Annotated in this window: 25 protein-coding genes; 12 read left to right on the top strand and 13 right to left on the bottom strand. The window is 74.2% G+C overall.

Going from position 1 to position 26,624, the window contains the following annotated elements; all coding sequences use genetic code 11:
• Positions 1–11: 11 nt before the first annotated feature.
• Positions 12–224, bottom strand: a complete 213-nt coding sequence (locus tag ACH4SL_RS33600) for a hypothetical protein (RefSeq protein WP_398453184.1) — start codon at positions 222–224, stop codon at positions 12–14.
• An 88-nt stretch (positions 225–312) separates the two neighbouring features.
• Between ACH4SL_RS33600 and map the strand changes: the two genes are divergently transcribed.
• Both map and ACH4SL_RS33590 read left to right on the top strand, forming a co-directional pair.
• Positions 313–1,182: a type I methionyl aminopeptidase gene (map, locus tag ACH4SL_RS33595; protein WP_398452995.1), complete on the top strand. Its 870-nt coding sequence runs from the start codon at positions 313–315 to the stop codon at positions 1,180–1,182.
• A gap of 97 nt (positions 1,183–1,279) precedes the next feature.
• Positions 1,280–2,248: a hypothetical protein gene (locus ACH4SL_RS33590; RefSeq protein ID WP_398452993.1), complete on the top strand. Its 969-nt coding sequence runs from the start codon at positions 1,280–1,282 to the stop codon at positions 2,246–2,248.
• A gap of 40 nt (positions 2,249–2,288) precedes the next feature.
• Here the strand turns inward: ACH4SL_RS33590 and ACH4SL_RS33585 are convergent, their stop codons facing one another.
• The gene (locus ACH4SL_RS33585) at positions 2,289–2,996 is read right to left on the bottom strand and encodes a bifunctional DNA primase/polymerase (protein WP_398452990.1); all 708 of its coding nucleotides are present in this window, start codon (positions 2,994–2,996) and stop codon (positions 2,289–2,291) included.
• A gap of 233 nt (positions 2,997–3,229) precedes the next feature.
• Here ACH4SL_RS33585 and ACH4SL_RS33580 point away from each other — a divergent pair, with 233 nt between their 5' ends.
• On the top strand, positions 3,230–3,916 hold the full coding sequence (locus ACH4SL_RS33580) for a heme oxygenase (biliverdin-producing) (protein WP_398452987.1): 687 nt from the start codon (positions 3,230–3,232) through the stop codon (positions 3,914–3,916).
• 188 nt (positions 3,917–4,104) lie between these two features.
• Here ACH4SL_RS33580 and ACH4SL_RS33575 read toward each other — a convergent pair whose 3' ends face one another.
• Positions 4,105–5,550 carry an HtaA domain-containing protein gene (locus ACH4SL_RS33575; protein ID WP_398452985.1) on the bottom strand — a complete coding sequence of 482 codons (1,446 nt, stop codon included), beginning with the start codon at positions 5,548–5,550 and terminating at the stop codon, positions 4,105–4,107.
• Positions 5,551–5,666: 116 nt separating this feature from the next.
• Complete coding sequence (locus tag ACH4SL_RS33570) at positions 5,667–7,136, bottom strand: HtaA domain-containing protein (protein WP_398452982.1); 1,470 nt, start codon at positions 7,134–7,136, stop codon at positions 5,667–5,669.
• Between the two features lie 295 nt (positions 7,137–7,431).
• Here ACH4SL_RS33570 and ACH4SL_RS33565 point away from each other — a divergent pair, with 295 nt between their 5' ends.
• From ACH4SL_RS33565 to ACH4SL_RS33540, 6 genes are all read left to right on the top strand, one after another.
• Entirely contained in the window at positions 7,432–8,403 is a 972-nt protein-coding gene (locus ACH4SL_RS33565; protein WP_398453182.1) for a hemin ABC transporter substrate-binding protein, read from the top strand.
• 143 nt (positions 8,404–8,546) lie between these two features.
• Positions 8,547–9,683: a FecCD family ABC transporter permease gene (locus ACH4SL_RS33560; protein ID WP_398452979.1), complete on the top strand. Its 1,137-nt coding sequence runs from the start codon at positions 8,547–8,549 to the stop codon at positions 9,681–9,683.
• Positions 9,680–10,516, top strand: coding sequence for a heme ABC transporter ATP-binding protein (locus tag ACH4SL_RS33555; RefSeq protein WP_398452977.1), 837 nt, complete (start codon positions 9,680–9,682; stop codon positions 10,514–10,516). The genes ACH4SL_RS33560 and ACH4SL_RS33555 overlap by 4 nt, the downstream gene beginning before the upstream one ends.
• Positions 10,517–10,801: 285 nt before the next feature.
• Positions 10,802–11,635 carry a dimethylargininase gene (gene ddaH / locus ACH4SL_RS33550; protein WP_398452974.1) on the top strand — a complete coding sequence of 278 codons (834 nt, stop codon included), beginning with the start codon at positions 10,802–10,804 and terminating at the stop codon, positions 11,633–11,635.
• 147 nt (positions 11,636–11,782) lie between these two features.
• Complete coding sequence (npdG, locus tag ACH4SL_RS33545) at positions 11,783–12,508, top strand: NADPH-dependent F420 reductase (RefSeq protein ID WP_398452972.1); 726 nt, start codon at positions 11,783–11,785, stop codon at positions 12,506–12,508.
• A gap of 185 nt (positions 12,509–12,693) precedes the next feature.
• The gene (locus ACH4SL_RS33540; RefSeq protein WP_398452970.1) at positions 12,694–13,200 is read left to right on the top strand and encodes a hypothetical protein; all 507 of its coding nucleotides are present in this window, start codon (positions 12,694–12,696) and stop codon (positions 13,198–13,200) included.
• Between the two features lie 20 nt (positions 13,201–13,220).
• Here ACH4SL_RS33540 and ACH4SL_RS33535 read toward each other — a convergent pair whose 3' ends face one another.
• The gene (locus ACH4SL_RS33535; protein ID WP_398452968.1) at positions 13,221–13,760 is read right to left on the bottom strand and encodes a MarR family winged helix-turn-helix transcriptional regulator; all 540 of its coding nucleotides are present in this window, start codon (positions 13,758–13,760) and stop codon (positions 13,221–13,223) included.
• Positions 13,757–15,430: an FUSC family protein gene (locus ACH4SL_RS33530; RefSeq protein WP_398452966.1), complete on the bottom strand. Its 1,674-nt coding sequence runs from the start codon at positions 15,428–15,430 to the stop codon at positions 13,757–13,759. Before ACH4SL_RS33530 ends, ACH4SL_RS33535 begins: the two co-directional genes overlap by 4 nt.
• A 121-nt stretch (positions 15,431–15,551) precedes the next feature.
• On the opposite strand from ACH4SL_RS33530, the gene ACH4SL_RS33525 reads away from it, so the two are divergent.
• Positions 15,552–15,740: a hypothetical protein gene (locus tag ACH4SL_RS33525; protein WP_398452963.1), complete on the top strand. Its 189-nt coding sequence runs from the start codon at positions 15,552–15,554 to the stop codon at positions 15,738–15,740.
• Between the two features lie 12 nt (positions 15,741–15,752).
• Here the strand turns inward: ACH4SL_RS33525 and ACH4SL_RS33520 are convergent, their stop codons facing one another.
• On the bottom strand, positions 15,753–16,538 hold the full coding sequence (locus ACH4SL_RS33520) for a site-2 protease family protein (RefSeq protein WP_398452960.1): 786 nt from the start codon (positions 16,536–16,538) through the stop codon (positions 15,753–15,755).
• 353 nt (positions 16,539–16,891) lie between these two features.
• Here ACH4SL_RS33520 and ACH4SL_RS33515 point away from each other — a divergent pair, with 353 nt between their 5' ends.
• Positions 16,892–20,305, top strand: a complete 3,414-nt coding sequence (locus tag ACH4SL_RS33515; RefSeq protein WP_398452957.1) for a BTAD domain-containing putative transcriptional regulator — start codon at positions 16,892–16,894, stop codon at positions 20,303–20,305.
• Positions 20,306–20,326: 21 nt separating this feature from the next.
• On the opposite strand, the gene ACH4SL_RS33510 is transcribed toward ACH4SL_RS33515, so the two are convergent.
• From ACH4SL_RS33510 to ACH4SL_RS33485, 6 genes are all read right to left on the bottom strand, one after another.
• Positions 20,327–21,163, bottom strand: a complete 837-nt coding sequence (locus ACH4SL_RS33510; protein WP_398452954.1) for an ABC transporter permease — start codon at positions 21,161–21,163, stop codon at positions 20,327–20,329.
• Positions 21,160–22,218 (bottom strand): ATP-binding cassette domain-containing protein, encoded by a 1,059-nt coding sequence (locus ACH4SL_RS33505; protein WP_398452951.1) that lies wholly within the window; start codon positions 22,216–22,218, stop codon positions 21,160–21,162. Before ACH4SL_RS33505 ends, ACH4SL_RS33510 begins: the two co-directional genes overlap by 4 nt.
• 142 nt (positions 22,219–22,360) lie before the next feature.
• Positions 22,361–23,056: a zf-HC2 domain-containing protein gene (locus ACH4SL_RS33500; RefSeq protein ID WP_398452948.1), complete on the bottom strand. Its 696-nt coding sequence runs from the start codon at positions 23,054–23,056 to the stop codon at positions 22,361–22,363.
• A complete protein-coding gene (locus ACH4SL_RS33495; protein WP_398452945.1) occupies positions 23,053–23,604 on the bottom strand; it encodes a sigma-70 family RNA polymerase sigma factor in 552 nt (183 codons plus the stop codon). Before ACH4SL_RS33495 ends, ACH4SL_RS33500 begins: the two co-directional genes overlap by 4 nt.
• A 255-nt stretch (positions 23,605–23,859) precedes the next feature.
• Positions 23,860–24,732 (bottom strand): 3-methyl-2-oxobutanoate hydroxymethyltransferase, encoded by an 873-nt coding sequence (gene panB / locus ACH4SL_RS33490; protein WP_398452942.1) that lies wholly within the window; start codon positions 24,730–24,732, stop codon positions 23,860–23,862.
• Between the two features lie 150 nt (positions 24,733–24,882).
• Positions 24,883–25,515, bottom strand: a complete 633-nt coding sequence (locus ACH4SL_RS33485) for a TetR family transcriptional regulator (protein ID WP_398452940.1) — start codon at positions 25,513–25,515, stop codon at positions 24,883–24,885.
• An 82-nt stretch (positions 25,516–25,597) separates the two neighbouring features.
• Here ACH4SL_RS33485 and ACH4SL_RS33480 point away from each other — a divergent pair, with 82 nt between their 5' ends.
• Entirely contained in the window at positions 25,598–26,533 is a 936-nt protein-coding gene (locus tag ACH4SL_RS33480; RefSeq protein ID WP_398452937.1) for an oxidoreductase, read from the top strand.
• Positions 26,534–26,624 lie beyond the last annotated feature (91 nt).

Genomic DNA, 26,624 nt, shown 5'->3' with positions numbered 1-26,624 from the left:
CGCCGCGGGGGTCAGGACTTGTCGGACCACCGCGGATCGGTGTCCCACTCCAGGTTGCGCTCGGCCGCCTGCTGCATCGCCGACTCCGCCGCCTCCCGCGAGGGGTACGGGCCGAAGCGGTTCTTCGAGGGGCACTGCGGTCCCTCCTCCGCCTGCTTGTGGTCCAGGCAGTAGAACCACTCGCCCGGCTTGCCGGCCGGCTTCTTCGTCCGGAAGACCGCCATCGGCCTCTCCTCCTTCTTCTGCCACGGGGACCACCTACCCAGCACGCCGACGCGCAGCCCCGTCATGCGCGCCGATACACTCCCCAGCATGTCTGGTCAGCAGTCTCAGCCGTCGCCGCTCGTCCCCGGCAAGCTCTCGCCCACCCGGCAGGTGCCCGCGTCGATTCCGCGCCCGGAGTACGTGGGGAAGCCGGGGCCCACCCCGTACACCGGGCCCGAGGTGCAGGACGACGAGACGGTCGAGCGGATGCGGACCGCCTCGCGGATCGCGGCCCGGGCGATGGAGGCCGCGGCGAAGGCGGTCGCCCCGGGGGTGACGACGGACGAGCTGGACGCGATCGCCCACGCGTACATGACCGGACACGGTGCGTACCCCTCCGACCTCGGCTACCGCGGCTTCCCGAAGTCCGTGTGCACCTCCGTCAACGAGGTCATCTGCCACGGCATCCCGGACTCGACCGTGCTGCGCGACGGCGACATCGTGAACCTCGACGTAACCGCGTTCATCGGCGGTGTGCACGGCGACTGCAACGCCACCTACCTCGTCGGCGAGGTCGACGAGGAGTCCCGGCTCCTCGTCGAGCGCACGCACCAGGCGCTCGCCCGCGCGATCAAGGCGGTGCGTCCCGGGCGGCAGATCAACGTGATCGGGCGGGTCATCGAGTCGTACGCCAAGCGCTTCGGCTACGGGGTGGTGCGGGACTTCACCGGGCACGGCATCAACACGTCCTTCCACTCCGGGCTGATCATCCCGCACTACGACGACCCGCGCGCGACGACCGTGATCAAGCCGGGCATGACGTTCACGATCGAGCCGATGCTGACGCTGGGCACGCACGAGTACGAGATCTGGGACGACGGCTGGACGGTCGTGACCAAGGACCGCAGGCGCACCGCGCAGTTCGAGCACACCCTGGTCGTCACGGCCGAGGGCGCGGAGATCCTGACCCTGCCGTGAGAGCGGCATCCGGCCGGTAATGTGGCGGCGAATCCGCGCGTCATCGCACGGGAGTTCAGCCAGCAGCTCACCCGTACGAGTTGAGGAGCCACGCGCCATGAACCGCCGCAGGGGGGGCCTCGGGGCCGCCGTCACCGCGCTCGCCCTGTTGCCGCTGGCCGGGTGCATGACGGTGCACGGCGAGCGCGAGAGCATACCGTCGGTGCAGCAGAAGAAGGCCGCCGCGGTGCTGGCGAACTTCCTGACGGTCAACAACCGGGCCAACAAGGCGAATTCGCCGCAGGACATCCGCACCGTGGAATCCGGGGTGCTGGGCGCGACGGACGAGGCGGGGCTGCGCGCCCGGCACACCAACCACCCGCAGGGCAACGCGGGTTACCAGCCGCTGGCCTTCTCCGACGCCCGCTACCTCATACCGAAGCAGGTGGGCTGGCCCAAATACTTCGTCGCCGACGTGGCCACCAACCGCGGCAAGGACAGCCGCTGGCTGCTGGTCTTCCGGCACGCGGGACCCGACCAGCCGTGGAAGGCGGTCTACGTGGCGGCCGTCCCCGCCGCCCATATGCCCGACTTCGCGAAGGACAAGGACGGCTACGCCGTCGACCTGGGCCTGGGCGGCACGGATCTGCTCGTCCAGCCGGGGCAGTTGAGCCAGACGTACGCCGCCTACCTCGAAAAGGGCGAGGGCGCCGGCACCTTCGCCGAGGGCCGCTCCACCACGCAGGTGCGCGCGGACCGCGCCGCGCTGGGCAAGACCGCCAACTCGGTCACGCAGTACGCCGACCAGCCCGCGAGCGGCGGCGACTTCACGCCGGTCGCGCTGCGGACGGCGGACGGCGGCGCGGTGGTCTTCTTCGCCACCCGCCACCAGTCGCGCGCGACCTTCCGGGCGGGCTACAAGCTCTCGCTCGACGAGGACACCAAGGCGCTCATGACCGGCACCCCGAAGACGTCGATCACCCGGTCGACGGTCGCCGACGAGCTGGTCACCGTGCCCGGGGCGGGCGGCGGCAAGGTGACCTTCCTCAGCCGCGTGGTGGGCCTGGTCTCCGCGAAGGGCGAGTGACGCCCCCGGGGGTGTTCGGCGCGGTGTTCAGCCGGGGCGTTCAGCGCAGCCAGGTCGCCGGCTCGCGCTCCGGCTCGTACGAGAACTGCGCGCACGCGTCCGCGAGGACGTCCAGGACCGGCAGCGGGTCGGGGAGCGGCAGGTCGAGGCCGTGCCCGGTGAGCCATTCGACGGTCTCGCCGGACGGCAGCCGGGAGGGCGGCAGCAGGACGTAGCTGCCGCGGGAGTGCCAGCGGATGCCGGGATGCTCGTCGCGGGTCTCGGGGTGGCAGTCCAGCTCGCAGGGCCACCACTCGTCCTCGTCGGCGGGATTGCCGCGGGTCGCGGTGAAGAACAGCAGCCGGTCGCCGGCGAGGGCGACCGGGCCGAGCGTGGCGCCGTCGGCGATCAGCCGCTCGATGGCGAGCCGGCCGGCCTCGGCGGGGACGTCCAGGACGTCGTGGCCGACACCGGTGGCGGTGACGAAGTTGGCCAGCGGGTCCCGCCCGAGCCAGCGCTCCAGGGTGTCCGGATCGGTGCTGGCCTGCGTCTGCCACGCCGGGGAGACCGGGTGGACGGCGGGGATGGGACAGCCGATGCGCTCGCACGAGCAGCCGTAGTTCGCGGGGTGGGCGGCGGGCGCGACGGGGAACCCGGCGGCGGTGGCGGCCCTGACCAGCGGGTCCCGGCGAAGGTCGGGCACATCGGCCCCAGCGGCGCCCTCCGCGCGGCGGCGCACCCACCCGGCCAACCTGCCTTTGCCTGCCATCGAGCTCCTTCCCTCGCCCCCGTCCCGCAGTGTCCACGGTACGCGGCTGGTGGAGGACATCCTCCCTCCTGCCGGGAATGAACACCCACCCGGGGTCGCCGTGTTCCCGCCACTTCCACCGGCGATTTTTTCCGACATGACGTCGGCAACCCATTGACTTAGGTATACCTAAGTTGTGATGATCTGACTGCCGGACGGCGCTCGGGCCCCCGGCAGGACACCGGAGGTCTCCCATGTCAGCGCCCTTGTCCGCGCTCACCCCGCCCGCACCGGCGCAGCCCTTCTCCGCCGTCATCCGCGACGCCAGCCGCGCCCAGCACACCGAGGCGGAGAACTCCCGCTTCATGGCCGACCTGCTCGGCGGCCACCTCGGCGTCACCGCCTACGCCCGCCTCGCCGAGGAGCTGCTGCACATCTACCGGGCCCTGGAGGAAGGCGCCGACGTCCTCGCCGGCGACCCGGTCGCCGGGCCCTTCCTGCGGCCCGAGCTGCGCCGCGTCCCCGCCCTGGAACGTGATCTCCACCACCTCCTCGGCCCCGGCCGGAGCGGGCGCAGCGCCCCGCTGCCCGCCACCGCCCGCTACGCCGCCCGCATCACCCAGCTCGCGGCCGAATGGCCCGCGGGCTACGTCGCGCACCACTACACCCGCTACCTCGGCGACCTCTCCGGCGGCCAGGTCATCCGCGGTATCGCCGAGAAGACGTGGAATCTGCCCCACAAGGGCGACGGCGTCCGCTTCTACGTCTTCGAGGACATCGCCAACCCGGCCGCCTTCAAGCGCGAATACCGCGAGCTGCTGGACGCGCTCGCGATCGACGAGGCCGAGCGCGGCCGCGTCGTCGAGGAGTGCCGGGAGGCCTTCCGGCTCAACAGCGAGCTGTTCGCGGCGCTGGGCGAGGAATTCCCGCGCGCCGCGTGAGGCGCCGTGCGGGGTCCGTCCCCTGAGCAGCCCCCCCGCGAGGGGAGCGGCGGGACGCCGGGCGGCCGATGGTGGTCCGCCCGGCGTCCCGCGTACGTCGTCACGTCGGTACGTCCGTGGTGCTCGTGGAAGCGGGCGCCCGCCCCGGTGCAGAGGGGGCGGGCGCCCGCTTCCCGTCGTGGGGGCGGTCAGGCGCGGCGGCGGGCCGCCGTCACGGTGAAGGCCGCGCCCGCGAGGACCAGCGCGCCCGCGGCCCCGACGAGCGCGCCGGTGGGCACGCCCGCGCCCGTCTCGGCGAGCTGCGCGCCCGTGCCGCCGACGCTGCCCGCGCCGTCCGTGCCCGTACCGCCGGACGTGCCGGCGCCGCCCGAGGTGCCGCCGGACGTGCCGCCGGTGGTCGGGGCGGCGGTGGGCAGGCCCGCGTCGTCGCTCAGCGAGACCGCGAGGGTGACCGGGTCGAGGGCGGCGCCCTTCTCGTAGAAGCCGCTGAAGACCTTCGCGCCGTCCGCCGTGAGCGTCGCCTTCGCGGCGGCGACCGTCACCACGCCGTCCTTCGCGGCGGGCGCGACCCCGCCGAGGTCGGCGATGGCCAGGTCGTCGTAGTCGGTGACCTTCCCGCTGGCCAGGTCCTTGGACGCGACGTCCGCGGTGAGGGTGCCGGTGGCGCCCTCGGTGTGCACCTTCAGGTCCGAGAGCTTCAGGTCCAGCGCGTACGTGCCCTGCTGGAGGTGGCCGAGGAAGCGGACGCCGCCCGAGAAGGACGCGTTCAGCTCCGTGCCGGCCGCGTCCCACGTGCCCGTGCCCTTCGGGAAGCGGTAGCCGGCCGCGGTGGCGGTCGCGCCGCCCGTCAGCTCGACCTTGCCGGCCGCGATCGGGCCCGTCACGTAGGTGCGGAAGGACTCCTTGACGCCCCAGTCGAGATTGCCGTCGACCACGGCGGCCGGACCGCCGGGGGACGCCGGGGTGGTGGGCGGCGTGGTCGCGGGGGTCGTCGGCGGCGTGGTGGGCGGGGTGCTGGGCGCGTCGGCCTTCACCGCGAGGTCGGCCGGGTCAAGCGCGGTGCCCGCCACGTACATCCCGTTGAAGGCCTGCGCGCCCGCCGCCGTCAGGGCCGCCGGTATCCCGTCGAAGGTCATCGCGCCGTCCGCGCCGCTGCCCGGCCGCACCCCGGAAAGGTCGAGCGTGGCGAATTCCACGTCGTCCGCGGTGCTGCCGCCCGCCGTCACGTCGGCGGTGAGGGTGCCGGAGGTGCCCTGCGTGGCCACCTTGAGGTCGCCGAGCGTGATGTCGAAGCCGTGGGCGGTCGACGCGAACTCGACACTGCCCTTGAAGGTCACCGTCACCGCGTGCGTCGCGGTGTCGTACGAGCCGGTGCCGGCGGTGAAGCGGAAGGTGCCGTCGCTGTTGGCGGTGGCGCCGTCCGCGGTGGTGATGGTGCCCTGGGCGGCACCGGTGACGTACGAGCGGAAGGACTGCTTCACGCCCCAGTCGAAGGTGCCGCCGCTGAGCGGCAGCGACCCGCCCCCGGCGGCGGACGCGAGCGCGGGCATGCCCAGCGCGGCGGCGCCGGCGGCCAGCACGACGGCCGTCGCGAGCGCGGTTCTGCGGGAGCGGGTACGGATGCGGGCGGTCATGGCGGATCTCTCCTCGAAGAGCGTGAAGGGGAACGTGGTGGCCGCGCGTCGGCGCGCGGCGGGACGGGGGCGACGCCGAAAGCGCGCCGCCCGCGGAGGTTTGGGGGCCGGGGGCGTCAGCCGCCGTCACCGGCGGGGGAGTTGGGGGCCGACGGGTCGGTGTCGTCGGGGTCGGCTGCCGTACGGCGGCGGCGTGCGGTGCGGACGAGCAGTGCGGCTGCGAGGGCGGCGACGGCCGCCACCGCGGCGGCGACGCCCGCGATCAGGCCCGCCGACGTACCGCCCCCGCCTCCGTCCCCGCCGGAGGAGGCGACCGGCTGCGGCGAACGGGACGGCGGGGGAGTGGTGGTGGCCGCGGGCGCGGTGGTGGGGGCGTCCGAGCCGATGTCGGGCAGCGCGGGGAGCGCCACGCCCGGGTCGAGGGCGACGGACAGGGTGACGGGGTCCATCGCCGTCCCCGCCGCGTAGAGCCCGCCGAAAGCCGCCGCCCCCTGCGCGGTGAGCGTCGCCGCGGCCTCGTCCACCGTGACGAGCCCGCCCTTCACCACCGGTGCCGCGGGGAAGGTCACGAAGGGCTGCCCGTTCGCGTACAGCGTGCCCTTGCCGCCCGCGACGGTGACCCGTACCTGATGCAGCGTCAAGTCCAGTCCGTACGCGCCGTCCTGGCCGCGCATCCCCAGGAAGCGGACGCTGCCGGAGAAGGACGCGTCCAGCGTGTGCCGTGCCGCGTCGTACGTGCCCTTGCCCGAGCCGAAGCGGAAGAGGGCCCCGCCCTCCTTCGCCCCGCCCGCGAGTTGCCAGCTGCCCTGGGCGATGTCGCCGGTGACGTACTCCCGGAAGGTGCGGCGCACGCCCCAGTCGACGGCGCCGTCCGCGATGCTGCCCGGCGCCCGCGAAGTCGCCTTCGCGGTGGGCGACTTGGACGGGGCGGTCGTGGCTTGCTTCGGGTGCAGGTCGACCGACAGCGTGACGGGATCCAGCGCGGTGCCCGCCGTGTAGTACCCGGCGAACGCGCGGGCCCCCTGCGTGGTGAGCGTCGCGGGCACCCCCGTGAGCGCGAGCCGCGGCCCGGTCACCCCCCGGGTGTCGACCCCGCCGAGCGCGAGGCTCGCGAGCGGCACCTGCCGGGACACCGTGACCTTGCCGGAGTCCTTGTCCTTGCTGCTCATGTCGGCGTAGAGGGTGCCGCTGCGCCCCGAAATCCGCACCGAGGGGCGGGAGATGGTGAGGTCCAGCTGGTAGACCCCGTTGCTCTGCTTGTGCCCGACGAAATGCACCCCGCCGGAGAAGCCCGCGTTCAGCGCGCCGGACGCGGGATCGTACGACCCCTGCGCGGAAGGGAAGCGGAACTGCTCGCTCCCGACGGTGTCCGCGCTCCCGGTCAGGCTCCAACTCCCGTGCGCGATGGGCCCGGTGACGTAGCTCTGGAAGGACGCCTTGATCCCCCAGTCGAGCCGCCCGCCGCTCACGGTCACCCCACCGGCGGCCTGAGCGGCGGGTGTTGCCCCGAGCACGGCGGCGGCAGCCGCCACGACCGCGGCGAAGGCGCCCGCGATACGGACGCGGGCATGGCGAAGTGACGGCATCAGGCCCCCTCTGGGCTGTGATTTTAGGTAAGGCTAACCTAAGCTACCGAGCGGGCTGCGGGAACCACCCGCCACCACTCCAGGAGCGAAAGGGGCCGCCTCCGTGCACAGGCCGGACACGTACAGGCGTCATGCGCGACGCCGCGCCACGGCGGAGGATTCCCGGGCGCGGACGGGACGCCGCCCCCGCCCCGACGCCGCCGACCCCCCACGGCCGGCGGGCCCTTCGCGGACGGCAACCCCCCTCCCGTCCGGCACGGCAAGGGCCCGGCGCCGGACGTACGCGGCACTCGCCCTGGCCACCGCCGCGCTCCTCGCCCTCACCGCGTGCGGCGGGAAGGACACCGCCTCGGCCCCCTCCACCGCCTCCTCCGCCGCGCCCGCGGACACCATCGAGCCCCTGCCCGGCGCGGCGCCGACCCCCGCCCTCCCCGCCACCGTGACCTCGGCGGACGGCCACCGCGTCACCGTCGCCTCCGACGACCGGATCGTGCCGCTCACCGGCGGCCTCTCCGAGATCGTCTTCACGCTCGGCCTCGGCTCGCACGTCGTCGCCCGCGACATCACCGCGACCTTCCCGCAGGCGGCGAAGCTCCCGCTGGTCACCCGCGCGCACGACGTCTCCGCGGAGGGCGTCCTCTCCCTCCACCCCACCCTCGTCCTCGCCGAGGAGTCCACCGGCCCCGCCGAGGCGATCGCGCAGATCCGCCAGGCGGGCATCCCCCTGGTGGTCCTCCCCGCCGCGACCTCCCTCGCGGACGTCGGCCCGCGCATCACCACCGTCGCCGCCGCACTCGGCGTCCCGGCCGCGGGCAAGGCCCTGCACGACCGCACCGAGCAGCGCATCACCGCCGTCCGCGACTCCCTCCCCGCGGGCACCACCAAGCCGCGGGTCGCCTTCCTCTACCTGCGCGGCACCGCCTCCGTCTACCTGATCGGCGGCCGCGGCTCGGGCGCCGACTCCCTCATCGACGCGGCCGGCGGCATCGACGCGGGCGTCGCCTCCGGCCTGACCAAGGACTTCACCCCGATCACCAGCGAGGCCCTCGTCAAAGCCGCCCCCGACGTGATCCTGGTGATGACCAAGGGCCTCGAATCCGTCGGCGGCGTCCCCGGCCTGGAAAAGGTCCCCGGCGTCGCCCAGACGCCCGCCGGCCTCGACCACCGCGTGGTCGCGATCGACGACGGCACCCTCCTCAACTTCGGCCCCCGCACCGACGCGGTCCTGCGCGAACTCGCCGCCGGCATCCACGAGAAGACGTCATGACCCCCACCCCACCCCCCACCGGGCGGAATGCCGCCATGGAACACGAGGGGGACGATCCGGGGGTGCCCCCGGAGGAATGCGCATCGACTCCGTCAACGGATACGGAGGTGGCCAGACGCGCATTCCGAGGAGGTACCCCCGGAGTGGCCCCCGACTCCGGCCGGCACAGCTGGCGAGGGGCGCGAGGAACTGCGCGAGCAACCCCCCACCGGCAGAAGGTCGCGGGCACCACCGCAAGCCCCACCCCGAAGCGCACCCCCCGAACCACCCTCCTCACGCTCGCCCTCGCCGCAGCCCTCCTCGCCGTCTGCCTGCTCTCCGCCGGCATCGGCGCCTACCACATCCCCCCCGCCGACGTCCTCGCCTCCACCGCCCACCGCGCAGGTGTGGGCGGCCACCGCCTCGACCGCGTCGCCGAATCCGTCCTGTGGGACGTCCGCCTGCCCCGCATCGTCCTCGCGCTGCTCGTCGGCGGCTCGCTCGGCTGCGCGGGAGCGCTCATGCAGGGCGTGTTCGGCAACCCGCTCGCCGAGCCCGGCGTGATCGGCATCTCGTCGGGCGCCGCGGTCGGCGCCGTCGGCTCGATCGCGCTCGGCCTGACCTTCGCGGGGACGTGGACGGTGACGGTGTGCGCGTTCGCGGCCGGGCTCGCGACCGTCCTGCTCGTGTACGGACTGTCGCGTTCCGGCGGCCGTACGGAGGTGGTCACGCTCGTCCTGACCGGCATCGCCGTGAACGCGTTCGCGGGCGCCCTCATCGGCCTGTTCGTGTTCTACGCCGACAACTCCCAGCTCACGCAGATCACTTTCTGGCAGCTCGGCTCCCTCGCGCAGGCCACCTGGCCCAAGGTGTGGGCCGTACTGCCCTGCGCGGCAGCCGGCTTCGCGGTCGCGCCCTTCTTCGCCCGCCGTCTGGACCTGCTGGCGCTGGGCGAGCGGCAGGCGGGCCACCTCGGCGTGGACGTCGAACGCCTGCGGATGACGCTCGTGCTGGTGGTGGCGCTGCTCACGGCGGCGGCGGTGGCCGTCGCCGGGATCGTGGCGTTCGTCGGGCTCGTCGTGCCGCACCTGCTGCGGATGGCGGCGGGCCCCGGCCACCGCTTCCTGGTCCCGGGCAGCGCGCTGGGCGGCGCGCTGGTGCTGGTGGCCGCGGATCTCGGGGCGCGCACCCTCGCGGCGCCGGCCGAACTGCCGCTGGGGGTGCTGACGGCGCTCGTCGGCAGCCCCTTCTTCTTCTGGCTGCTGCGCAGGACCCGTGCGCGGCAAGGAGGTTGGGCGTGAGCTTCCTCAACTCCGCGTGGCGCCGCGACCGTACGGAGCCGACCCCGTCGCCCCGCGCGGGCGAGGTGCTGGCCTCGGCCCGGGAGCTGCGGGTACGCCTCGGGACCCGGACCGTACTGGACGGGGTCGACCTCGACGTGACCGCGGGCGAGGTGCTCGCGCTCGTCGGGCCGAACGGCGCGGGCAAGTCGACGCTGCTGGCCGCGCTCGCGGGCGACCTGCCCGCGGCCGGCGGCGCGGTGCGGATCGGCGGGGCGCCGGTCGCCGCGTGGGGGCCGCGCCAACTCGCCCGGCGCCGCACGGTGCTGCCCCAATCCGCGCCGCTGGCCTTCCCGTTCACCGCGGGGGAGGTCGTACGGATGGGCCGCGCGCCCTGGGCGGGCACGCCGCTGGCCGCGCAGGACGACACGGCGGTGGCCGAGGCGATGGCCGCGACGGAGGCGGTGGGTTTCGCGGACCGCCCCTTCCCGGCGCTCTCCGGGGGCGAGCGCGCGCGGGTCGCGCTGGCCCGGGTCCTCGCGCAGCGCGCGGCGCTGCTGCTGCTGGACGAGCCGACCGCCGCGCTGGACCTCCACCACCAGGAGCTGGTGCTGCGCGTCTGCCGCGAGCAGGCTGCCGCCGGGCGGGGGGTGGTCGTCGTCCTCCACGACCTCGGCCTCGCGGCCGCGCACGCCGACCGGGTCGCCGTCCTCGCGGCGGGCCGTGTCACGGCCTGCGGCCCGCCCCCCGACGTCCTGACCTCCCCCCTCCTGACCGAGGTCTACGCCCACCCGGTGGAAGTCATCCCCCACCCCCGCACGGGCGCCCCGCTGATCCTGCCCCTGCGCGCATGAGCCGCCCTTCCCGCGGGCGCGGGGCGCCCCCCAGGGGCGCGGGGAACTGCGCGCTCAGCCCTCCACCGGCCGGTGGTCCGGGAACGACAGCAACTGCCCCCTTGGGCCGGTGACTACCCGCGCCCCGGTGGGGGCTGAGCGCGCAGTTCCCCGCGCCCCTGACGTACCCGGCGCGGTAGCGCAAACGCTCGCCCGGCGCGGCGAACGAGCGCACAATCCTGCCAGGGGTGCGGGCCCGACCGGCCCGGCCCCGTACCAGGGAACTCACACCCCGAGGAGCCCGCATTGCGCATACCCACGCCCCGTCGCTACCTGATGTGCCCACCCGCGCATTTCAGGGTCGCGTACTCCATCAACCCGTGGATGGACCCCCGCAAGCCCGTCGACCCCGCGCTCGCCCTCTTCCAGTGGGAGGACCTGCGCGACCGCTACCGTGGCCTCGGCCACACCGTCGAGATACTCGAACCGGTGCCCGGCCTGCCGGACATGGTCTTCGCCGCGAACGGCGCGACCGTCGTCGACGGGCGCGTGCTGGGCGCGCGATTCGCGAACCCCGAGCGCGCGGGCGAGGCGCCCGCGCACCTCGCGTGGTTCCGCGAGCGCGCCGCGGGCTTCGCCGACGTACGCGAGCCCGAGCACGTCAACGAGGCGGAGGGCGACTTCGCCGTCACCTCCGGCTGGCTGCTCGCCGGCCAGGGCTTCCGCAGCAGCCCGCTCGCGCACGACGAGGCGCAGGAGTTCTTCGGGCGGCCGGTGATCAGCCTGGAGCTGACCGACCCGCGCTACTACCACCTCGACACCGCGCTCGCCGTCCTCGACGACACCGCCGACGAGATCATGTACTACCCCGGCGCCTTCTCGCCCGGCTCGCGGGCCGTCCTCGCCCGGCTCTTCCCGGACGCCCTCCTCGCCACCGCGGAGGACGCCGCCGTTTTCGGCCTCAACGCGGTGAGCGACGGCCGCAACGTCGTCCTCCCGCGCGAGGCGGCCGGGCTCGCCGCGGCCCTGCGCGACCGCGGGTACGAGCCGCTGGCCGTCGACATGAGCGAATTCCACAAGGCCGGCGGCAGCGTGAAGTGCTGCACGATGGAGCTGCGCCCGGCGCCCGTACGGACCTGAACGGCGCCCGTACCAGCTGAACAGCCCCGCACCGGCCTGAACGGCCCCCCCCGTACAGGCCTGAAAGCCTTACCCGCGCCGCCGTTCGGGCGGCCCGGTGGCCCCCGGAACGCCCGTCGCCGGGGGCCACCTGGCAGGATCGCGCTCATGACTAACGCTGACGACAGCAACACCGCCGCCGCTGCCCGGCCCAAGGCCCCCGCGAAGGACCCCTGGGCGCTGCCCGACGTCTCGGGCCTGGTCGTCGGAGTGCTCGGCGGCACCGGTGACCAGGGCCGCGGCCTCGCCTACCGGCTCGGCAGGGCCGGCCAGCGGGTGATCGTCGGCTCGCGCAGCGCGGACCGCGCGCGGGTCGCCGCCGACGAACTCGGCCACGGCGTCGAGGGCGCGGAGAACGCGGAGTGCGCGCGGCGCAGCGACATCGTGATCGTGGCGGTGCCGTGGGAGGGCCACGCCAAGACGCTGGAGGAGCTGCGCGCCGACCTCGCGGGCAAGCTCGTGGTCGACTGCGTCAACCCGCTCGGCTTCGACAAGCAGGGCGCGTACGCGCTCGTGCCGGACGAGGGCAGCGCGGCCCAGCAGGCGGCGGCCCTGCTCCCCGACTCCCGTGTCACCGCGGCCTTCCACCACCTGTCCGCGGTGCTGCTCCAGAACCCGGAGGTGGAATCCATCGACACGGACGTCATGGTCCTCGGCGACTCCCGCGCCGACACGGACACGGTCCAGGCCCTTGCCGCCCGCATCCCCGGCATGCGCGGAGTCTTCGCGGGCCGCCTGCGCAACGCCCACCAGGTCGAGTCCCTGGTGGCCAACCTGATCTCCACCAACCGCCGCTACAAGGCCCACGCGGGCCTGCGCCTGACGGACGTCTGACGGTCACTTCGCGGACTTCCGACGGACGTCCCACCTCCGTTTCCGCCACCGGCATTTCGGGACGGAATCGGGCGAACTCACCCTGGCGGCAGGCGAGTTGCCCACATAAGCTCGTCGGTGCAACGACCGGTCCGGGGGGACCCGGATCGGTGCCGTCAGCAACGACGAGCAGGGGGGAACAACCTATGAGTCACGTTTTCCGGCGCGCCGCCGCCGTCATGGCCTTGGGCCTGAGCATGGTCGTGGGCGCCGCGGGCTACTCGCAGGCGTCACCGGCGTCCGCCCGGCATTCCGGGCAGGTTGCCACCGCGAACGCCGCGGTTACGTGCCCGGGTCCCGGGCACCGCTTCAAGGTGTCCGGCGATCCCACCGTCTACCTGACCGGCCCGGGCGGGACGCGGTACTACTTCCCCGACTCCTCCGACTACAACGGGCTGTGGACCAGCTACAGCGGCATCTCCACTGTCAGCACGTCCTGCGTGCTCGGCTTGAGCTACGCGCTGAACAGCCCGATTCTGGTCAAGGTGACCGGCAGCTCCGCCGTCTACATCTACGACTCGTGGAACGGCGGCTACCGCTGGATCACGACGCAGAGCGTCTTCGACAAGTACGGTTTCGCGTCGTCCAAGATCCAGCACTGGTCGTCCATCGACAAGTCGTCGATCCTCACCGGCCTCCCCTGGAGCGGGTGATCCGCACCGGGTGAACCCGGTCAGGCGCGCGGGGGAGCGCCGAGCCGCCCCTCCAGCTGGAGGAGCAGTTCGCTCAGCCGCGCCGCCAGTTCCTCCCGCGCCTGACCGGGTACGCCGTCGAGCACCGCGGCCTCGTACGACAGCTGCTCCGGCAGCAGACCGTCGACGAGGTCGCGGCCGGCGTCGGTGAGGCGGACGAGGGCCACCCGGCGGTCGCGGGTGTCGGGGCGGCGGTCGACGAGGCCGCGCTCGGTGAGGGACTTCAGCCGCTTGGTCACGGCGGCGCCGGACGAGAAGGTCTCCCGGGCCAGCTCGCCCGGTGTCAGCTCGTGGCCGGTGCGGCGCAGCGTGCCGAGGACGTCGAACTCGGGCCGGGTGAGCCCGGCGCGCCGCAGCGGCGCGTCCTCCGCCTGCTGGAGCAGCGCGGCGCAGCGGTTGACGCGCCCGATGATCTCCATGGGCGCGGTGTCGAGGTCGGGCCGCACCGCGTACCACTGCCGGACGACACCGGCCACCGTGTCGTCCGCGGCGCCCCGCGCCGTCCCGTCCGCTGCCGTCATACGTGTACGCCCTCCGCCGTCGGCGGCGCCTGCCGCCGTATCGCCACCGCGAGGGTACGGTGCCCGGCCCGCTCGGCGTGCAGCACCCGCTCCTGCGGGAGGTCCCGCTGCCACCACTCGCCCGCGGCGGTGTCGGCGGCGGTCCGCAGGGCGACGAGCGCGCCGGTGAGGTCGCGGTGCGCGGCGGTGAGGGCGTGCGGGTCGGGCTCGGGCGCGGCGAGCAGCCCGGCGGAGTGCTCGCGGGCGCGGTGGACGGCGGCGAGCGCGTCCTCGATACGGTCGCCGGCCCGCCGGTTGGTGACGGCCACGGCCGCGGCGAAGCCGACGAGCGCCCCCACGACGGTGTCGACCGCCCGGTCGGCCATGAGCGTGCCGGGCTCCTGGTAGCGGACGAAGTCGGTGATGAGCAGCGCCATGGGCGTGACGCACACGCTGCCGAGCCAGTAGTTGCGGGTGATGAGCGCCTCGGCGCCGAAGTTGAGGGCGATGCAGCACAGCACGAGCGAGAGCCGGCTGACGTGGCTGAGCGGTGCGAGGGCGGCGAAGAGGAGGACACCGAGGAGGTTGCCGACGACCCGCTGGACCCCGCGGTTCCAGGTGAGCGTGACGTTCGCCTGGTAGAGCGAGGCGGCGGTGACGAGCGCCCAGTACGGCCGCCCGACCCCGAGCGCGAGCGAGGCGTACCCGGCCAGCGCGCACCCGAGCGCCGTCCGCACGGCGAGCGGCGCGACACCCGCGAGCCGCTCCCGTACGAGGGCGCGCAGCGGCTGCGTCCGGGGCAGCCGGGCAGCGTGCGGGGCGGGCCCGGCGGCATCGGTCGCGGCCGCGCCCGGGAAGGCGCCGTTGCCGCGCAGCGCCGCCGCCCAGGCCCGCAGCAGGGCCGGGTCCGCGTCCGCGGGGGACGCGAGGGCGATCTCCGCGCGGGTCAGCAGCCGGGTGAGCGGGGCGCGGGCGGTGGAGCGGGGGCCGGAGGCGCCGAGTGTCTGCCAGGCCGCGTGCAGGGCGGCGGCCGCGGCGGTACGGGCGGCGCCGTCACCGGACCGCGCGTATCCGGCGGTGGCGCGCAGCGCGTGCGCAGTGGCCCGGCGTTCCGGGCCGTGCGGCCGGACGAGCCCCGGCGCCATGCCGACGGCCCACGACCACAGGCCCGCGAGCGCCGCCAGGCCCACGTGCGCCGGGACCTGCCCCAGCTCCTGCGGGGCGAAGAGGGTGGCCGAGCTGATGAAGGTGAAGATCACATGGCCCGGCGGCCCGATCCGTGTCGCGTCGCACACCGCCTTCTGGCCCGCGGCCAGCAGCGCCCCCACCGTCACCAGCACCACCGCGCTGCCGGTCAGCGACGCCGTCACGAGCGCGGCCGCGAAGCCCGTGAGCATGCCGAGCACGACCCAGCCCAGCACCCGGGCGCGGGCGGCGTACGGCCGGTTGTGCGCGTAGAGGGCGCACAGCGACCCGGCCATCGTGTAAAGGGCCAGGTCGAGCCGCCCGAGCGCGAGCAGCAGCAGGTTGGGCGGCGCGACGGACACGACGACGCTCAGCGCGGGCTTGAACCACGTCTCCGACGGCACGCCGAGCCGCATCGGGCCGGCGAGCGGGAGACGGGTGCGGGTGCGGGTGCGGGTGCGGGTGCGGGTGCGGGTGCGGGTGCGGGGAGCGGGCGTGCGGGGCATGCCTACAAGCTTAACAGGTGTTTTACTCGTAAAGGATATGGCCGGGGCAGGCCACGGCCCGCCGTGGGGGAGAATGGGCGGAACGCCGCCCCGCGCTGCTCAGGACAGGAGCCGTACGCCCATGCCCCGCCTCGCCCTCTACGCCCTCGTGGTGTGCGTGCTCGCCGTAGCCGCCGCCGTCGTGTCCTTCGTGAAGGGCAACTGGCTCGGCATCGTGTGGGTGCTCGTCGCGGGCGTCTCCAGCAACATGTGGTGGTACTACCACCGCAAGGCGCGGCTCACCGCGGCAGCCGCCCCCGAGCGGGGCTGAGCCCCGCCGGGCTCAGTGCTTCCAGAACTGGAAGTAGTAGTGGCCGTTCGCGGCCAGCAACGGCGACACGTGGAACCACTCCAGGACGTGGTAGACGCCGTTGAAGAACTTCTCGTTGACCGCCGGGATGTACAGCACGCCGAAGGTCGCGAGCATCCCGAACGGCGCGAAGGCCTCCGCCTGGCGGCGGATGTTGTACGACAGCCACGGCTCCCAGATGCCGTAGCCGTCCAGGCCCGGCACCGGCAGCAGATTCAGGAAAGCCGCGCTGACCTGCAAGAACGCCAGGAAGCTGAGCGCGTCGCAGAAGATCTGCGGCCAGGTGTCCGCCAGGCCCGTGGTGAAGGGCAGCATCAGCGCGAGGGCGAAGATGATGTTCGCGAGCGGGCCCGCGGCCGAGATCGCGCTGTGCTTCCACCGTCCCCGGATGCGGCCGCGCTCGATGAAGACCGCGCCGCCGGGCAGGCCGATGCCGCCGAGGATCACGAAGATCACCGGCAGCACGATCGACAGCCCGGCGTTGACGTACTTCAGCGGGTTGAGGGTGAGGTAGCCCTTCGACCCGATGCTGATGTCGCCGCTGTGCAGGGCGGTACGGGCGTGGGCGTACTCGTGCAGGCACAGGGAGACGACCCAGCCGGACACGACGAAGAGGAAGATGGCGAAGCCCGGGTCCGAGGCGAAGTCCGTCCACAGGGCCCAGCCGGACACGCCCATGACGGCGGCGATCCCCAGGAACACCGGGCTCACCCACCGGTCCCCGCTCCCGCGGGCCTGACGAATGGGCGTGACGCTCATGAGCGGGCCTTTCCCCTTCCCGGGACCTCGGCGAACCCGGCGTGCGGTGCATTCTCCCATGCCGGGGGCTTTCCCTGCGCCGGTCACGCCCCCTGAGCCGCGCCCCGGGCGGGGGCTCGTGCCCCGCAGGGGCGCGGGGAACTGCGCTCCCCCAGAGCTTCGCCTGGGCGGTACCCCCAGCCACCACGGGGGCGCGGGTAGTCACCGGCCCGAAGGGGCAGTTCGGTTCGTTCCGGACCACCGGCCGGTGGTGGGCTGAGCGCGCAGTTCCCCGCGCCCCTGACGGGGCGCCCCGCGGGGCTGGTGCGGGACTGGAAACACCCGCCCGGCTGGGGATCCGTAAGAATGGGGGAGTGCGATACGGGATCCTCGGGGGCGCCGAGGCGTGGGGGGACGGCGGGGAGGCGAGGGGGCCGCTCGCCGGCGGGCGGCTGCGCGCGCTGCTGACGGCGCTCGCGCTGCGGCCGGGCCGCGTCGTGGCGGCGGACGCGCTGATCGAGGACGTGTGGGACGGCGAGCCGCCCGCCGGGGCGACCGGCGCGCTCCAGGCCCTGGTCGGACGGCTGCGCCGGGCGATCGGGCACGGCGCGGTCGACTCCGTCGAGGGCGGCTACCGCCTCGCCGCGCAGAAGGACGACGTCGACCTCTTCCGTTTCGAGCGCCTCGCGGACGAAGGGTCCCGCGCGCTCGCCGACGGCGACGCCGTCAAGGCCGCGGGCCTGCTCGCGGACGCCCTCGCCCTGTGGCGCGGCCCCGCCCTCGCGGACCTCCCGGACCGGGGCGGCAGCGTTGCCGTGCGGGCCGAGGCGCTGCGGCTGGACGCCCGGCGGCTGCGGCTCGCGGCGGAGGTCCAGCTCGGCCGCGCGGCGGGCGTGCTGCCGGAGCTCGCGGGGCTGGCCGCCGACCACCCGCTGGACGAGCCGCTGCACGCCCTGCACATCCGCGCCCTGCGCGCGGCGGGCCGCACCGCGGACGCGCTCGCGGCGTACGAGGGTGTGCGGCGCGCCCTCGCGGAGCAGCTCGGCGCCGACCCGAGCCCCGAACTACGCGCCCTGCACGCGGAGTTGCTGAACCCCGAGACGGCCCCGCCGGCACCGCGGCCCGCGCCGGAGAAGCGCCGGCCCGCCCGGCAGGGCAACTCCCGCGCCCGGCTCACGAGTTTCGTCGGCCGCGAGGCCGAACTCGGCGCGGTCGCCGACGACTTGTCCCGCGCCCGGCTCGTGACGCTCACCGGCCCCGGCGGCACGGGCAAGACCCGGCTGTCGCAGGAGGCCGGCGACCTCGTCGCCGAGCGCTGGCCGGACGGCGTCTGGTACGCCGAACTCGCCCCGGTCAGCGACCCGCGCAGCCTTCCCGAGGCCGTCGTCAGCTCGCTCGGCCTGCGCGACACCCAGCTGCACGGCCTCACCAGCGAGGCGATAGCGGCGCTGGAGAACAAGACCAAAGATCCGGTGCGCCGCCTCACCGACCTCCTCGCGGGCCGCGAGCTGCTCCTCGTGCTCGACAACTGCGAGCACGTCATCGACGCCGCCGCGACCCTCGCCGAGCGGCTGCTCGCCGACTGCCCGGGGCTGGCCGTCCTCGCCACCAGCCGCGAACCCCTCGGCGTACCGGGGGAGTTGGTGCGCCCGCTGGATCCGCTGCCGGATCCGACCGCGCTGCGGCTGCTCGCCGACCGCGGCGCCGCGGCCCGCCCCGGCTTCTCCGTCGACGACGACCCCCTCGCGTGCGCGGAGCTGTGCCGCAGGCTGGACGGGCTGCCGCTGGCCATCGAGCTGGCCGCGGCCCGGCTGCGCAGCATGTCGCCGCGCGGCCTGGCCGACCGCCTGGACGACCGCTTCCGGCTGCTCACCGGCGGCAGCCGCACCCTGCTGCCGCGCCAGCAGACGCTGCGCGCGGTCGTCGACTGGTCCTGGGATCTGCTCGACCCGGCCGAGCGCACCCTGCTGCGCCGCCTCGCCGTCTTCCGCGGCGGCTGGACCCTGGAGGCCGTCGAGGCCGTCTGCGCCGACCCGGCGCCCGCGAACAGCGCCCACACCTCCGCCCCCGGCGGGCCCGGCGCCCGTATCGACGCCGCCGACGCGGCTCCCCTCCTTGCCTCGCTCGTCGACAAATCCCTCGTCCTCGCCGACTTCACCGGCTCCGGCGAGCGCTACCGGATGCTGGAGACGATCGCCGAGTACGCCGCCGAGCGGCTGGACGAGTCCGGCGAGCGGGACGCCGTCGCCCGCCGACACCTCACCTACTTCCGGGAGTTCGTCCGCACCGCCCACCCGAAGATGCGCAAGGCGGGCCAACTCGTCTGGTTCGAGCGGCTGGAGCGCGAGCACGAGAATCTGCGGGCCGCGCTGCGCCGCGCCGTGGACACCGGCGACGAGGACGAGGCACTCGTGCTCCTGCTGGCCTGCTCCTGGTTCTGGGAGGTCCGCAACTACATCTCGGAGCGCCGCTACTGGCCCGCCCTGGTCGCCGCGATGGGTGAGGACCCGTTCGACACCCCGGCGTATCTGGAACCGGTCGAGCGCGGCCCGCTGGACGACCCGCCGCCGCTCGGCGAGCAGCAGCGCATCGAGGCCCGGCGCTGGGTGCGGGTGGTGCAGATGGCCGCCTCCGAGGGCGACACGGAGTGGTGGACGATGCCGGACGTCGCCCGGCTCGGCGAGCGGATGATCGCCAACTACCCGCCGCACCTCCCGCAGTCCGCCCGCTTCCCGGGCCTGTTGCGCCCGTACGCGGCCTTCTTCACCGGCGACTTCGAGAAGCTGCGCAGCCTGATGGACGAGACGGTCGAGTCCTGCCGTATCCACGGCCAGGACTGGGAGCTGGCCTTCTCGCTCCAGTTGCGGGCCAAGGTCAACAACGACGTCAGCGAGTACGTCGAGGGCTCGATCCGCGACATCGCCGAGAGCCGGCGGATCTTCGAGCGGTTCGGCGACGAGTGGGGCATGGCCGAGACGCTGTCCGCCGAGGCGGAGGCGGCCGGCAACGCGGGGGACTGGGCGCACGCCGTTGAGTGCTGCCGCAAGGGCATCGCGCTCGCCCACAAGATCGGCTCCGAGCAGCATGTCCCGGTCCTCACCGTCCGGTTGGGCGACGCCCTGGTCAACCTCGGCCAGGTCGACGAGGGGATGGCGACCCTGCGGCGGGGCGTCGAGGAGGCGTCGGAGTACGGCGCCGACCACGACGGCGCCCGCTTCTACGGCCGGGTGCTGCTCGCGGGCGCGCTCACCCACGTCGGGAAGCCCGCCGAGGCGCTGGAGCTGATCGAGGAGACGTACCACGACAGCCGGCACACCAGCGGCCAGCCCGGCTTCATCGTCGGCATGCTCGTGGCCATGAAGGGCTACCTGGTCGGCCTGGTGTCGGATCCGCACGGCGGCCTGGACATGATCCGCGACGGCCTCGCGGTGCTCTCCGAGCATCCGATCGCCCATGTGATCACACCGCGGATCGGCATGATCCTCGCCCCCGGTGCGGCCGAACTCCTCTCCCTGCTCGCCGCGTCGGAGCGCGCCCCCGCCCGCCCGGCCCCCGGCGGCCTCGCCGACCGCCGCGCCTGCCGCGCCGCGGCCCTGCTCAACGCCCACCGCCGGCTGCGCCCCAACGCGCTGCCGCCCGCGGAGGCCGAGCAGGTGGCCACCACCACCGAGCGGCTGCTCGTCCTGCTCGGCCCGCAGCGGTACGCCGCCGCGTACGCCGAGGGCGACGGCCTCACGGTGGAGGAGGCCATCGCCCTCATGAGCAACGTGGCGGAGCCGGCCGGCTGAACCGGGCGGCCGCGCGGCCACTCAGGTCTTCTTGCGGAAGCGGGCCACCGCGAGCGGCGCCGTCACCAGGGTGATGCCCGCGGTCCAGGCGAGCGTGATCCACACCGAGTGGGCGACGGCCCCGCCGTTGATCAGGTTGCGGGAGGCGTCGGCGAGCGTGGAGAGCGGGTTGACCTTGGTGAAGCCCTCCAGCCAGCCGGGCATCGTGGTCGGCTTGGCGAAGATCGAGCTGCCGAACTGCAGCGGCATCAGTACGAGCATGGCGACCCCCTGGACTGCCTGCGGCGTCTTCATGGTCAGGCCCAGCAGGATGAAGATCCACATCAGCGAAGCCCCGAACACCGCGGACAGCGCGATCGCCGCCAGCAGGTGCAGCACGTCCGTGCCGACGGTCATCCCCAGCGCGAAGCCCATGCCGAGCAGGATGAGGGTCGCGATCATCATGCGGCCCAGCTCGACGACGATCTTGGCGATCAGGACCGAGGACCGCGCGATCGGCATCGTGCGGAAGCGGTCCATGACCCCCTTCTTGAAGTCGTCGTTGATACCGGTGCCGACCGCCTGGGCGATGTTCATGCCCATCATCGCCATCAGGCCGGGCACCACGTAGTTGACGTACGCGTGCTGGTTGCCCTTGCCGGAGACCGCGCCGCCGAAGACGTACACGAACAGCAGCGTGAAGATGATCGGCATCAGGACGGCGTCGAACATCGACTCCGGGTCCTGCTTGATCTGGAGCAGGTTGCGGCGCGCGAGGGCGCCGATGTGCCGCAGGTTGGCCCGCAGGCCTATCCGGCCCTCGCCCGGCACCGCGGCGGTCTTGGCCGGCCGGTCGAGGGTGGCCGTGGCCGTGGTCATACCGTCACCTTCTTCTTCTCCCCGTTGTCCGCCGTGGCGGCGGTCGCGGTGCCGGTGGGCGCCGCGGTGTCGTCGTGCGTACCGTCGTCGGCCTTCTTGCCGGTGATGGCGAGGAAGACCTCGTCCAGGCTGGGCAGGTGCGTGCCGATGTGCGCGATGCCGTAGCCGCGCGCGGCCAGCAGGCCGACCACGGCCGTCAGTTGCTCGTCGGTGAGGATCGGCACCGACACCTCGCCGTCGGCCGCGGCGGTCTGCACCTCGCCGAGCCCGGCCAGGCCCGCGTCGCGGATGGCCGCGGCCATCGCGTGCAGCTGCACCGGGTCGGACGGGCGGATCACCAGCGTGCGGCCGCCGACCTTCGCCTTCAGTTCCGCCACCCGGCCGTTGGCGATCACCCGGCCGCGGTCGATGACGGTCAGCTCGTTCGCGAGCTGCTCGGCCTCTTCCATGTACTGCGTGGTCAGCAGCACCGTCGCGCCCTCGGCGACCATGCGCTGGACCTCTTCCCACACCTCGTTGCGGGTGCGCGGGTCCAGACCGGTCGTCGGCTCGTCCAGGTAGAGCACCTGCGGGCGGCCTATCATGCTCGCCGCCAGGTCCAGGCGGCGGCGCATACCGCCGGAGTAGTGCATCGCGGGGCGCTTGGCGGCCTCGGTCAGCGAGAACCGCTCCAGCAGCTCGTCGGCCCGCGCCTTGGCCTCCCGGCTCGACAGGTCGAGCAGCCGCCCGATCATGTAGAGGTTCTCCCGGCCGGACAGCTTCTCGTCCACCGAGGCGTACTGCCCCGTGAGGCCGATCACCCGGCGCAGCTGCCGGGGCTGCCGCAGCACGTCGTAGCCGACCACCGTGGCCGTGCCCGCGTCCTGCCGCAGCAGCGTGGACAGCACCCGCACCAGCGTGGTCTTGCCGGCCCCGTTCGGCCCGAGGACCCCGAGGACGGTGCCCTGCCTCACGTCAAGGTCGACGCCGTCGAGTGCCTTGGTCTGGCCGAAGTGTTTGACCAGCCCCCGCACCTCGACGGCGGACTCGTTGTTCCTGCTCGGTCGCGTCGTCATGTCCACCACTGTGCCGGGCGCCTCCGACACGGCGCCGACACGGCGCCGACACGCCCTGTCGGTGCCGCCGACACGTACCGACACGCCGTGTCGGTACGCCCGCCGCGCGCCGCTGACCTGCGGGAACGACCGGGTGGCGGTGTCAGGCGGGGACGCTGACGAGCAGGTCGCCGCGCTCGGTGCGGATCTCGAAGTGCGTGATGTCGCCCGGGTGCAGCCCCGCGGCGCCGTGCACGGTGAGCGGGGTCGGCTGGGTGTCGGTGCCGTAGCCGTCCGCGGGGACGGACCAGGTGGCCACGGTCTGCTGGTCGCCGTCCAGCGCGTAGACGAGCAGCCGGCAGGTCAGCGGGCCGCGTACGCCCGTCAGCCGCAGGTCGATCATGCTGCCCCAGCCCTTGTCCGTCACGCCGACGACCGCCGAGACGCCCGTCGCCGGGTCCGAGCCGGTGTGCTGCTGGGTGCCGAAGCCGCCCGCCTCCGCGGACGGGCTGCCGCTGCCCCCGTTCTGCACGGACAGCACGGCGATCACCGGGCCGCCCACGACCAGCACCGCCGCCGCGGCCACCGCGACCGCCAGCCGCCGCCGCCGCGACCTGCGCGCGCCCGTGACCTGCGCGAGGAGCCGGTCCAGCAGCGCGTCGCCGCTCGGCGGCCCGGCGAGGCCGGCCCCGTCCGTGCCGTCGATGCGCAGCTCCGCGAGTACCGGGACGACCCCGCCGAGCTGGTCCAGCTCGTCCCCGCACAGGTCGCACTCCGCCAGGTGCTCCTCGAAGCGGGCCATCTCGTCGTCGTCGAGGGCGCCGAGCAGGTAGGCGCCCACGTCCATGTGCGGGTTCACGACGTCGTCACCCCCCTCTCCTCCAGCGCGTTGCGCAGCGCGCGCAGCGCGTAGAACACCCGCGAGCGTACGGTGCCCGGCGGCAGCCCGAGCTCCGCGGCGGCCTCATTGACGGTACGGCCCCGGAAGTACGTTTCGACGAGGGCCTCGCGATGTGCCTCGGACAGGTCCTGCAAGGCGTCGGAAATGGTCATCAGGCGCAGCGAGCGCTCCAGCTCGTCGCTCGCGGGCACCTGCTCCAGGGCGGCGGGGGAGGTCTCCGGCGGGCGCGCCTGGCGGCTGCGGTGGCCGTCGATGACCAGCCGCCGGGCGACGGTCACCAGCCACGGCCGCAGCGAGCGGGCCGCGGGGTCCAGCTTGGCGGCGCTCTTCCAGGCCCGCAGCAGGGTCTCCTGCACGATGTCCTCGGCGAGGAAGCGGTCACCGGCCACGAGCCGCAGGACGTACGCGTACAGCGCGCCGGCGTGCTCGCGGTACAGCGCCCGCATCAGCTCCTCCTCCGGGGCGGCGCCGGGCGGCCCCGAAGGTCCGTGGGGTGGTCCTTCCACGGGCGCATCCTGCCCTACCCGGCCCGCGCGGTCGAGATCGCCTCCCACGGCGAGCGCACCGCGACGCGGAGTGAGGTTCATGGCAGGGGTCCCGTCCGTCCCGTCGGTGCCGGTGGGCGCCCCTGGACGGAGCGCTCACCGGCACATACGGACGCGCGGCGGGAATGTCTCAAAAGAGCCCGTGCGGATGTCGCGCCAAGGGCTTTTCCGGACGTTCCGCGCGGATCAGTGGAACGCCGATCAGTGGAACGCGGATCAGTGGAAGGTGTGCTCCTCGGCGGGGAAGGCCCCGCCGACGACCTCCTCGGCGTACGCCCGGGCCGCGTCGCCCAGCGAGCGCCGCAGGTCCAGGTACTGCTTGGTGAAGCGCGGCACCTTGCCGCCGGTGAGGCCGGCCATGTCCGTCCACACCAGCACCTGCGCGTCCGTGTCCGGCCCGGCGCCGATGCCGACGACGGGGATGTGCAGCGAGCGGGTGACCTCCGCGGCGACCTCGGCGGGCACCAGCTCCAGCACCACGGCGAAGGCGCCCGCGTCCTGCGCGGCCTTCGCGTCCCGGATGAGCTGCTGGGCCGCCTCCTCGCCGCGGCCCTGCACCCGGTGCCCCAGCGTGTTGACCGACTGCGGCGTCAGGCCCAGATGCGCCATGACGGGGATGCCGGACTCCACGATCATCCCGGTGGCCGCGAGCGAACGCTCCCCGCCCTCCAGCTTGACCGCCCCGACCCCGGCCTCCTTGACCAGCCGCGTCGCGCTCCGCAGCGCCTGTACGGGCCCTTCCTGGTAGGACCCGAACGTCAGGTCCCCGACGACCAGCGCGCGGCTCGTACCGCGCACGACGGCCGCGGCCAGCATCGTCATCTCGTCCAGCGTGACCGGCACGGTGCTCTCGTAGCCGAGGTGGCAGTTCCCCATCGAATCCCCGACGAGCAGCACCGGGATCCCGGCCTCGTCGAAGACCGACGCGGTCATCGCGTCGTACGCGGTGAGCATCGGCCACCGCTCCCCGCGCTCCTTGGCGAGCGCCAGATCACGCACGGTGACCCGGCGGTTGCGGCTCCCGCCGTACAGCGCCTTGGGATTGTCGAGCCCCTTGCCCTGCTCCTGGGCAGCAGAAAGTGACGTCATTCTCGACGGCTCCTTCACGTCATCTCGAGGCACCCTGACGGTGTCCCCGGACCACCCCCCATGCTGGCACGCTGCGCGCCCGCGGCAAAGGGGGCTCCCCGTCCCGGCTCGCTCCCGCACGGCGCCGGGCCCGTACGGGGCGGCCGCGGCTCAGGACCGGGCGCCGTCCACGACGCCGTCCACGACGCCGTCCAGCGCCGGGGCGAGGACGGCGAAGGCCCGGCCGGTCAGCTCCACCGGGTCCACGGCGTCGTCGTCGCTCCACCGCTGGAGGACGGTGCCGAAGGCCGTCAGCGCCATCCCCGCGGCCAGCTCCGGATACAGCTCCGCCGCCGGGTCCATGCCGAGGCGCCGGGCCATCTCCGCCGCCAGCTCGCCGCGCCACTGCGCCTGGCGCTCCAGGAAGCAGGCGAGCAGCGGCGGTGTGCGCAGCACCAGCCGCACCACGCTCAGCGCCCGGTCCGCGTGCCCCGCGCAGGCGTCGACGGACGATTGCACCGCGTGCCGCAGGGCGACGGACGGCGGCTCCTGCGGCGGGCGGGCGGCCAGCTCGTCGCGCATGCCGGCACCCATCTCCGCGAGGAAGCGGACGACGACGTCCTCCTTCGAGGAGAAGTAGCGGAAGAACGTCCGCTTGGACACGCCCGCCGCCGCGGTGATCTCGTCCACCGTCACCGCGTCGAACCCCTCGCGCACGAGCAGCTCCAGCGCGGCCTGGGTCAGTGCGTCCGCGACCAGCGCGCGCTTGCGCTCGGCCAGGGTCCCAGCGGGTCGGGAAGTCATCCACCCATCGTAGGCGCCGTGCCGTCTTCGCCTCCGAATGCCACGCTTGACACTTGGTGCCACCCGCGTCACGATGAGCCGCATGACGCGTGAGAGCCGCTGGGGAGCCGACCGGATGCCGGACCAGGACGGACGGGTGTGCGTCGTCACGGGAGCCGGCAGCGGCCTCGGGCTGGCGACCACCAGGGCGCTGGCCCGCAGGGGGGCCCGGGTGGTGCTGGCCGTCCGCGACGAGGAGAAGGGCCGCCGGGCCGTCGCGCAGCTGACGTCCGAGGGGGTCGGGGGCCGCTTGGAGTTACGCCCGCTGGACCTCACGGACCTGGCATCGGTGCACGCCTTCGCCGACGGGCTGACGTCCGACGGGGTGCACCCCGACGTGCTCGTCAACAACGCGGGCCTCATGGCGCCGCCCCGCACGCTCACCGCCTGGGGCCAGGAGGTGCAGTTCGCCGCCAACCACCTCGGCCACTTCGCCCTCACCGGCCTGCTGCTCGGCCTCATGGCCGACAGCGACGACCCCCGCGTGGTCACGGTCACCTCCGCCAACCACCGCCGGGCGCGGATCTTCTTCGACGATCTGACGGGCGAGCGCGCGTACGCGCCCATGGGCTACTACAACCAGTCCAAGCTCGCCAACGCCCTGTTCGGCTGGGAGCTGCACCGCAGGCTCGGCGCGGCCGGCAGCCGCGTCCGCAGCGTGCTCGCGCACCCCGGCTACACCGCCACCGGACTCCAGACCGCCGCGCCCGTCGGCCGGGTGAGGTTCGTCTTCGGCCGGCTGCTGCTGCCGCTCGCACAGGCGCCCGAGCAGGGCGCGCTGCCGCAGCTCTACGCGGCCACCGCGCCCCAGGCGCGCGGCGGCGAGCTCTACGGACCCGACGGCGCGGGCGAGTTGCGCGGCGCCCCGCACCGGGTGGAACTGGCCCCCCGCGCCACCGACCCGGCGGCCGCCGCCCGGCTGTGGCAGCTCTCCGAACAGCTGACCGGAGTGACCTTCGCGCTGCCCGCCGTGCTCTGACGCGTGTGCCGGGCGGCCTCGGGCGCCGGTGCGAGGCGCGTCCCTCACGGTCGGAACAACAGCGCGTCACATGTGAGAGCGCGCGGCGCCG

The sequence above is a fragment of the Streptomyces sp. NPDC021020 genome (assembly GCF_044333285.1).
GTDB lineage: Bacteria > Actinomycetota > Actinomycetes > Streptomycetales > Streptomycetaceae > Actinacidiphila.
This window is presented reverse-complemented; position numbering and strand designations above follow the sequence as displayed.

What these genes read in the sequence shown, in the direction of transcription:
- ACH4SL_RS33600 (WP_398453184.1), bottom strand. Translation starts at nt 224, where the DNA reads ATGGCGGTCTTCCGGACGAAGAAGCCGGCCGGCAAGCCGGGCGAGTGG.
- map (WP_398452995.1), top strand. Translation starts at nt 313, where the DNA reads ATGTCTGGTCAGCAGTCTCAGCCGTCGCCGCTCGTCCCCGGCAAGCTC.
- ACH4SL_RS33590 (WP_398452993.1), top strand. Translation starts at nt 1,280, where the DNA reads ATGAACCGCCGCAGGGGGGGCCTCGGGGCCGCCGTCACCGCGCTCGCC.
- ACH4SL_RS33585 (WP_398452990.1), bottom strand. Translation starts at nt 2,996, where the DNA reads ATGGCAGGCAAAGGCAGGTTGGCCGGGTGGGTGCGCCGCCGCGCGGAG.
- ACH4SL_RS33580 (WP_398452987.1), top strand. Translation starts at nt 3,230, where the DNA reads ATGTCAGCGCCCTTGTCCGCGCTCACCCCGCCCGCACCGGCGCAGCCC.
- ACH4SL_RS33575 (WP_398452985.1), bottom strand. Translation starts at nt 5,550, where the DNA reads ATGACCGCCCGCATCCGTACCCGCTCCCGCAGAACCGCGCTCGCGACG.
- ACH4SL_RS33570 (WP_398452982.1), bottom strand. Translation starts at nt 7,136, where the DNA reads ATGCCGTCACTTCGCCATGCCCGCGTCCGTATCGCGGGCGCCTTCGCC.
- npdG (WP_398452972.1), top strand. Translation starts at nt 11,783, where the DNA reads ATGACTAACGCTGACGACAGCAACACCGCCGCCGCTGCCCGGCCCAAG.
- ACH4SL_RS33540 (WP_398452970.1), top strand. Translation starts at nt 12,694, where the DNA reads ATGAGTCACGTTTTCCGGCGCGCCGCCGCCGTCATGGCCTTGGGCCTG.
- ACH4SL_RS33535 (WP_398452968.1), bottom strand. Translation starts at nt 13,760, where the DNA reads ATGACGGCAGCGGACGGGACGGCGCGGGGCGCCGCGGACGACACGGTG.
- ACH4SL_RS33530 (WP_398452966.1), bottom strand. Translation starts at nt 15,430, where the DNA reads ATGCCCCGCACGCCCGCTCCCCGCACCCGCACCCGCACCCGCACCCGC.
- ACH4SL_RS33525 (WP_398452963.1), top strand. Translation starts at nt 15,552, where the DNA reads ATGCCCCGCCTCGCCCTCTACGCCCTCGTGGTGTGCGTGCTCGCCGTA.
- ACH4SL_RS33520 (WP_398452960.1), bottom strand. Translation starts at nt 16,538, where the DNA reads ATGAGCGTCACGCCCATTCGTCAGGCCCGCGGGAGCGGGGACCGGTGG.
- ACH4SL_RS33510 (WP_398452954.1), bottom strand. Translation starts at nt 21,163, where the DNA reads ATGACCACGGCCACGGCCACCCTCGACCGGCCGGCCAAGACCGCCGCG.
- ACH4SL_RS33505 (WP_398452951.1), bottom strand. Translation starts at nt 22,218, where the DNA reads ATGACGACGCGACCGAGCAGGAACAACGAGTCCGCCGTCGAGGTGCGG.
- panB (WP_398452942.1), bottom strand. Translation starts at nt 24,732, where the DNA reads ATGACGTCACTTTCTGCTGCCCAGGAGCAGGGCAAGGGGCTCGACAAT.
- ACH4SL_RS33485 (WP_398452940.1), bottom strand. Translation starts at nt 25,515, where the DNA reads ATGACTTCCCGACCCGCTGGGACCCTGGCCGAGCGCAAGCGCGCGCTG.
- ACH4SL_RS33480 (WP_398452937.1), top strand. Translation starts at nt 25,598, where the DNA reads ATGACGCGTGAGAGCCGCTGGGGAGCCGACCGGATGCCGGACCAGGAC.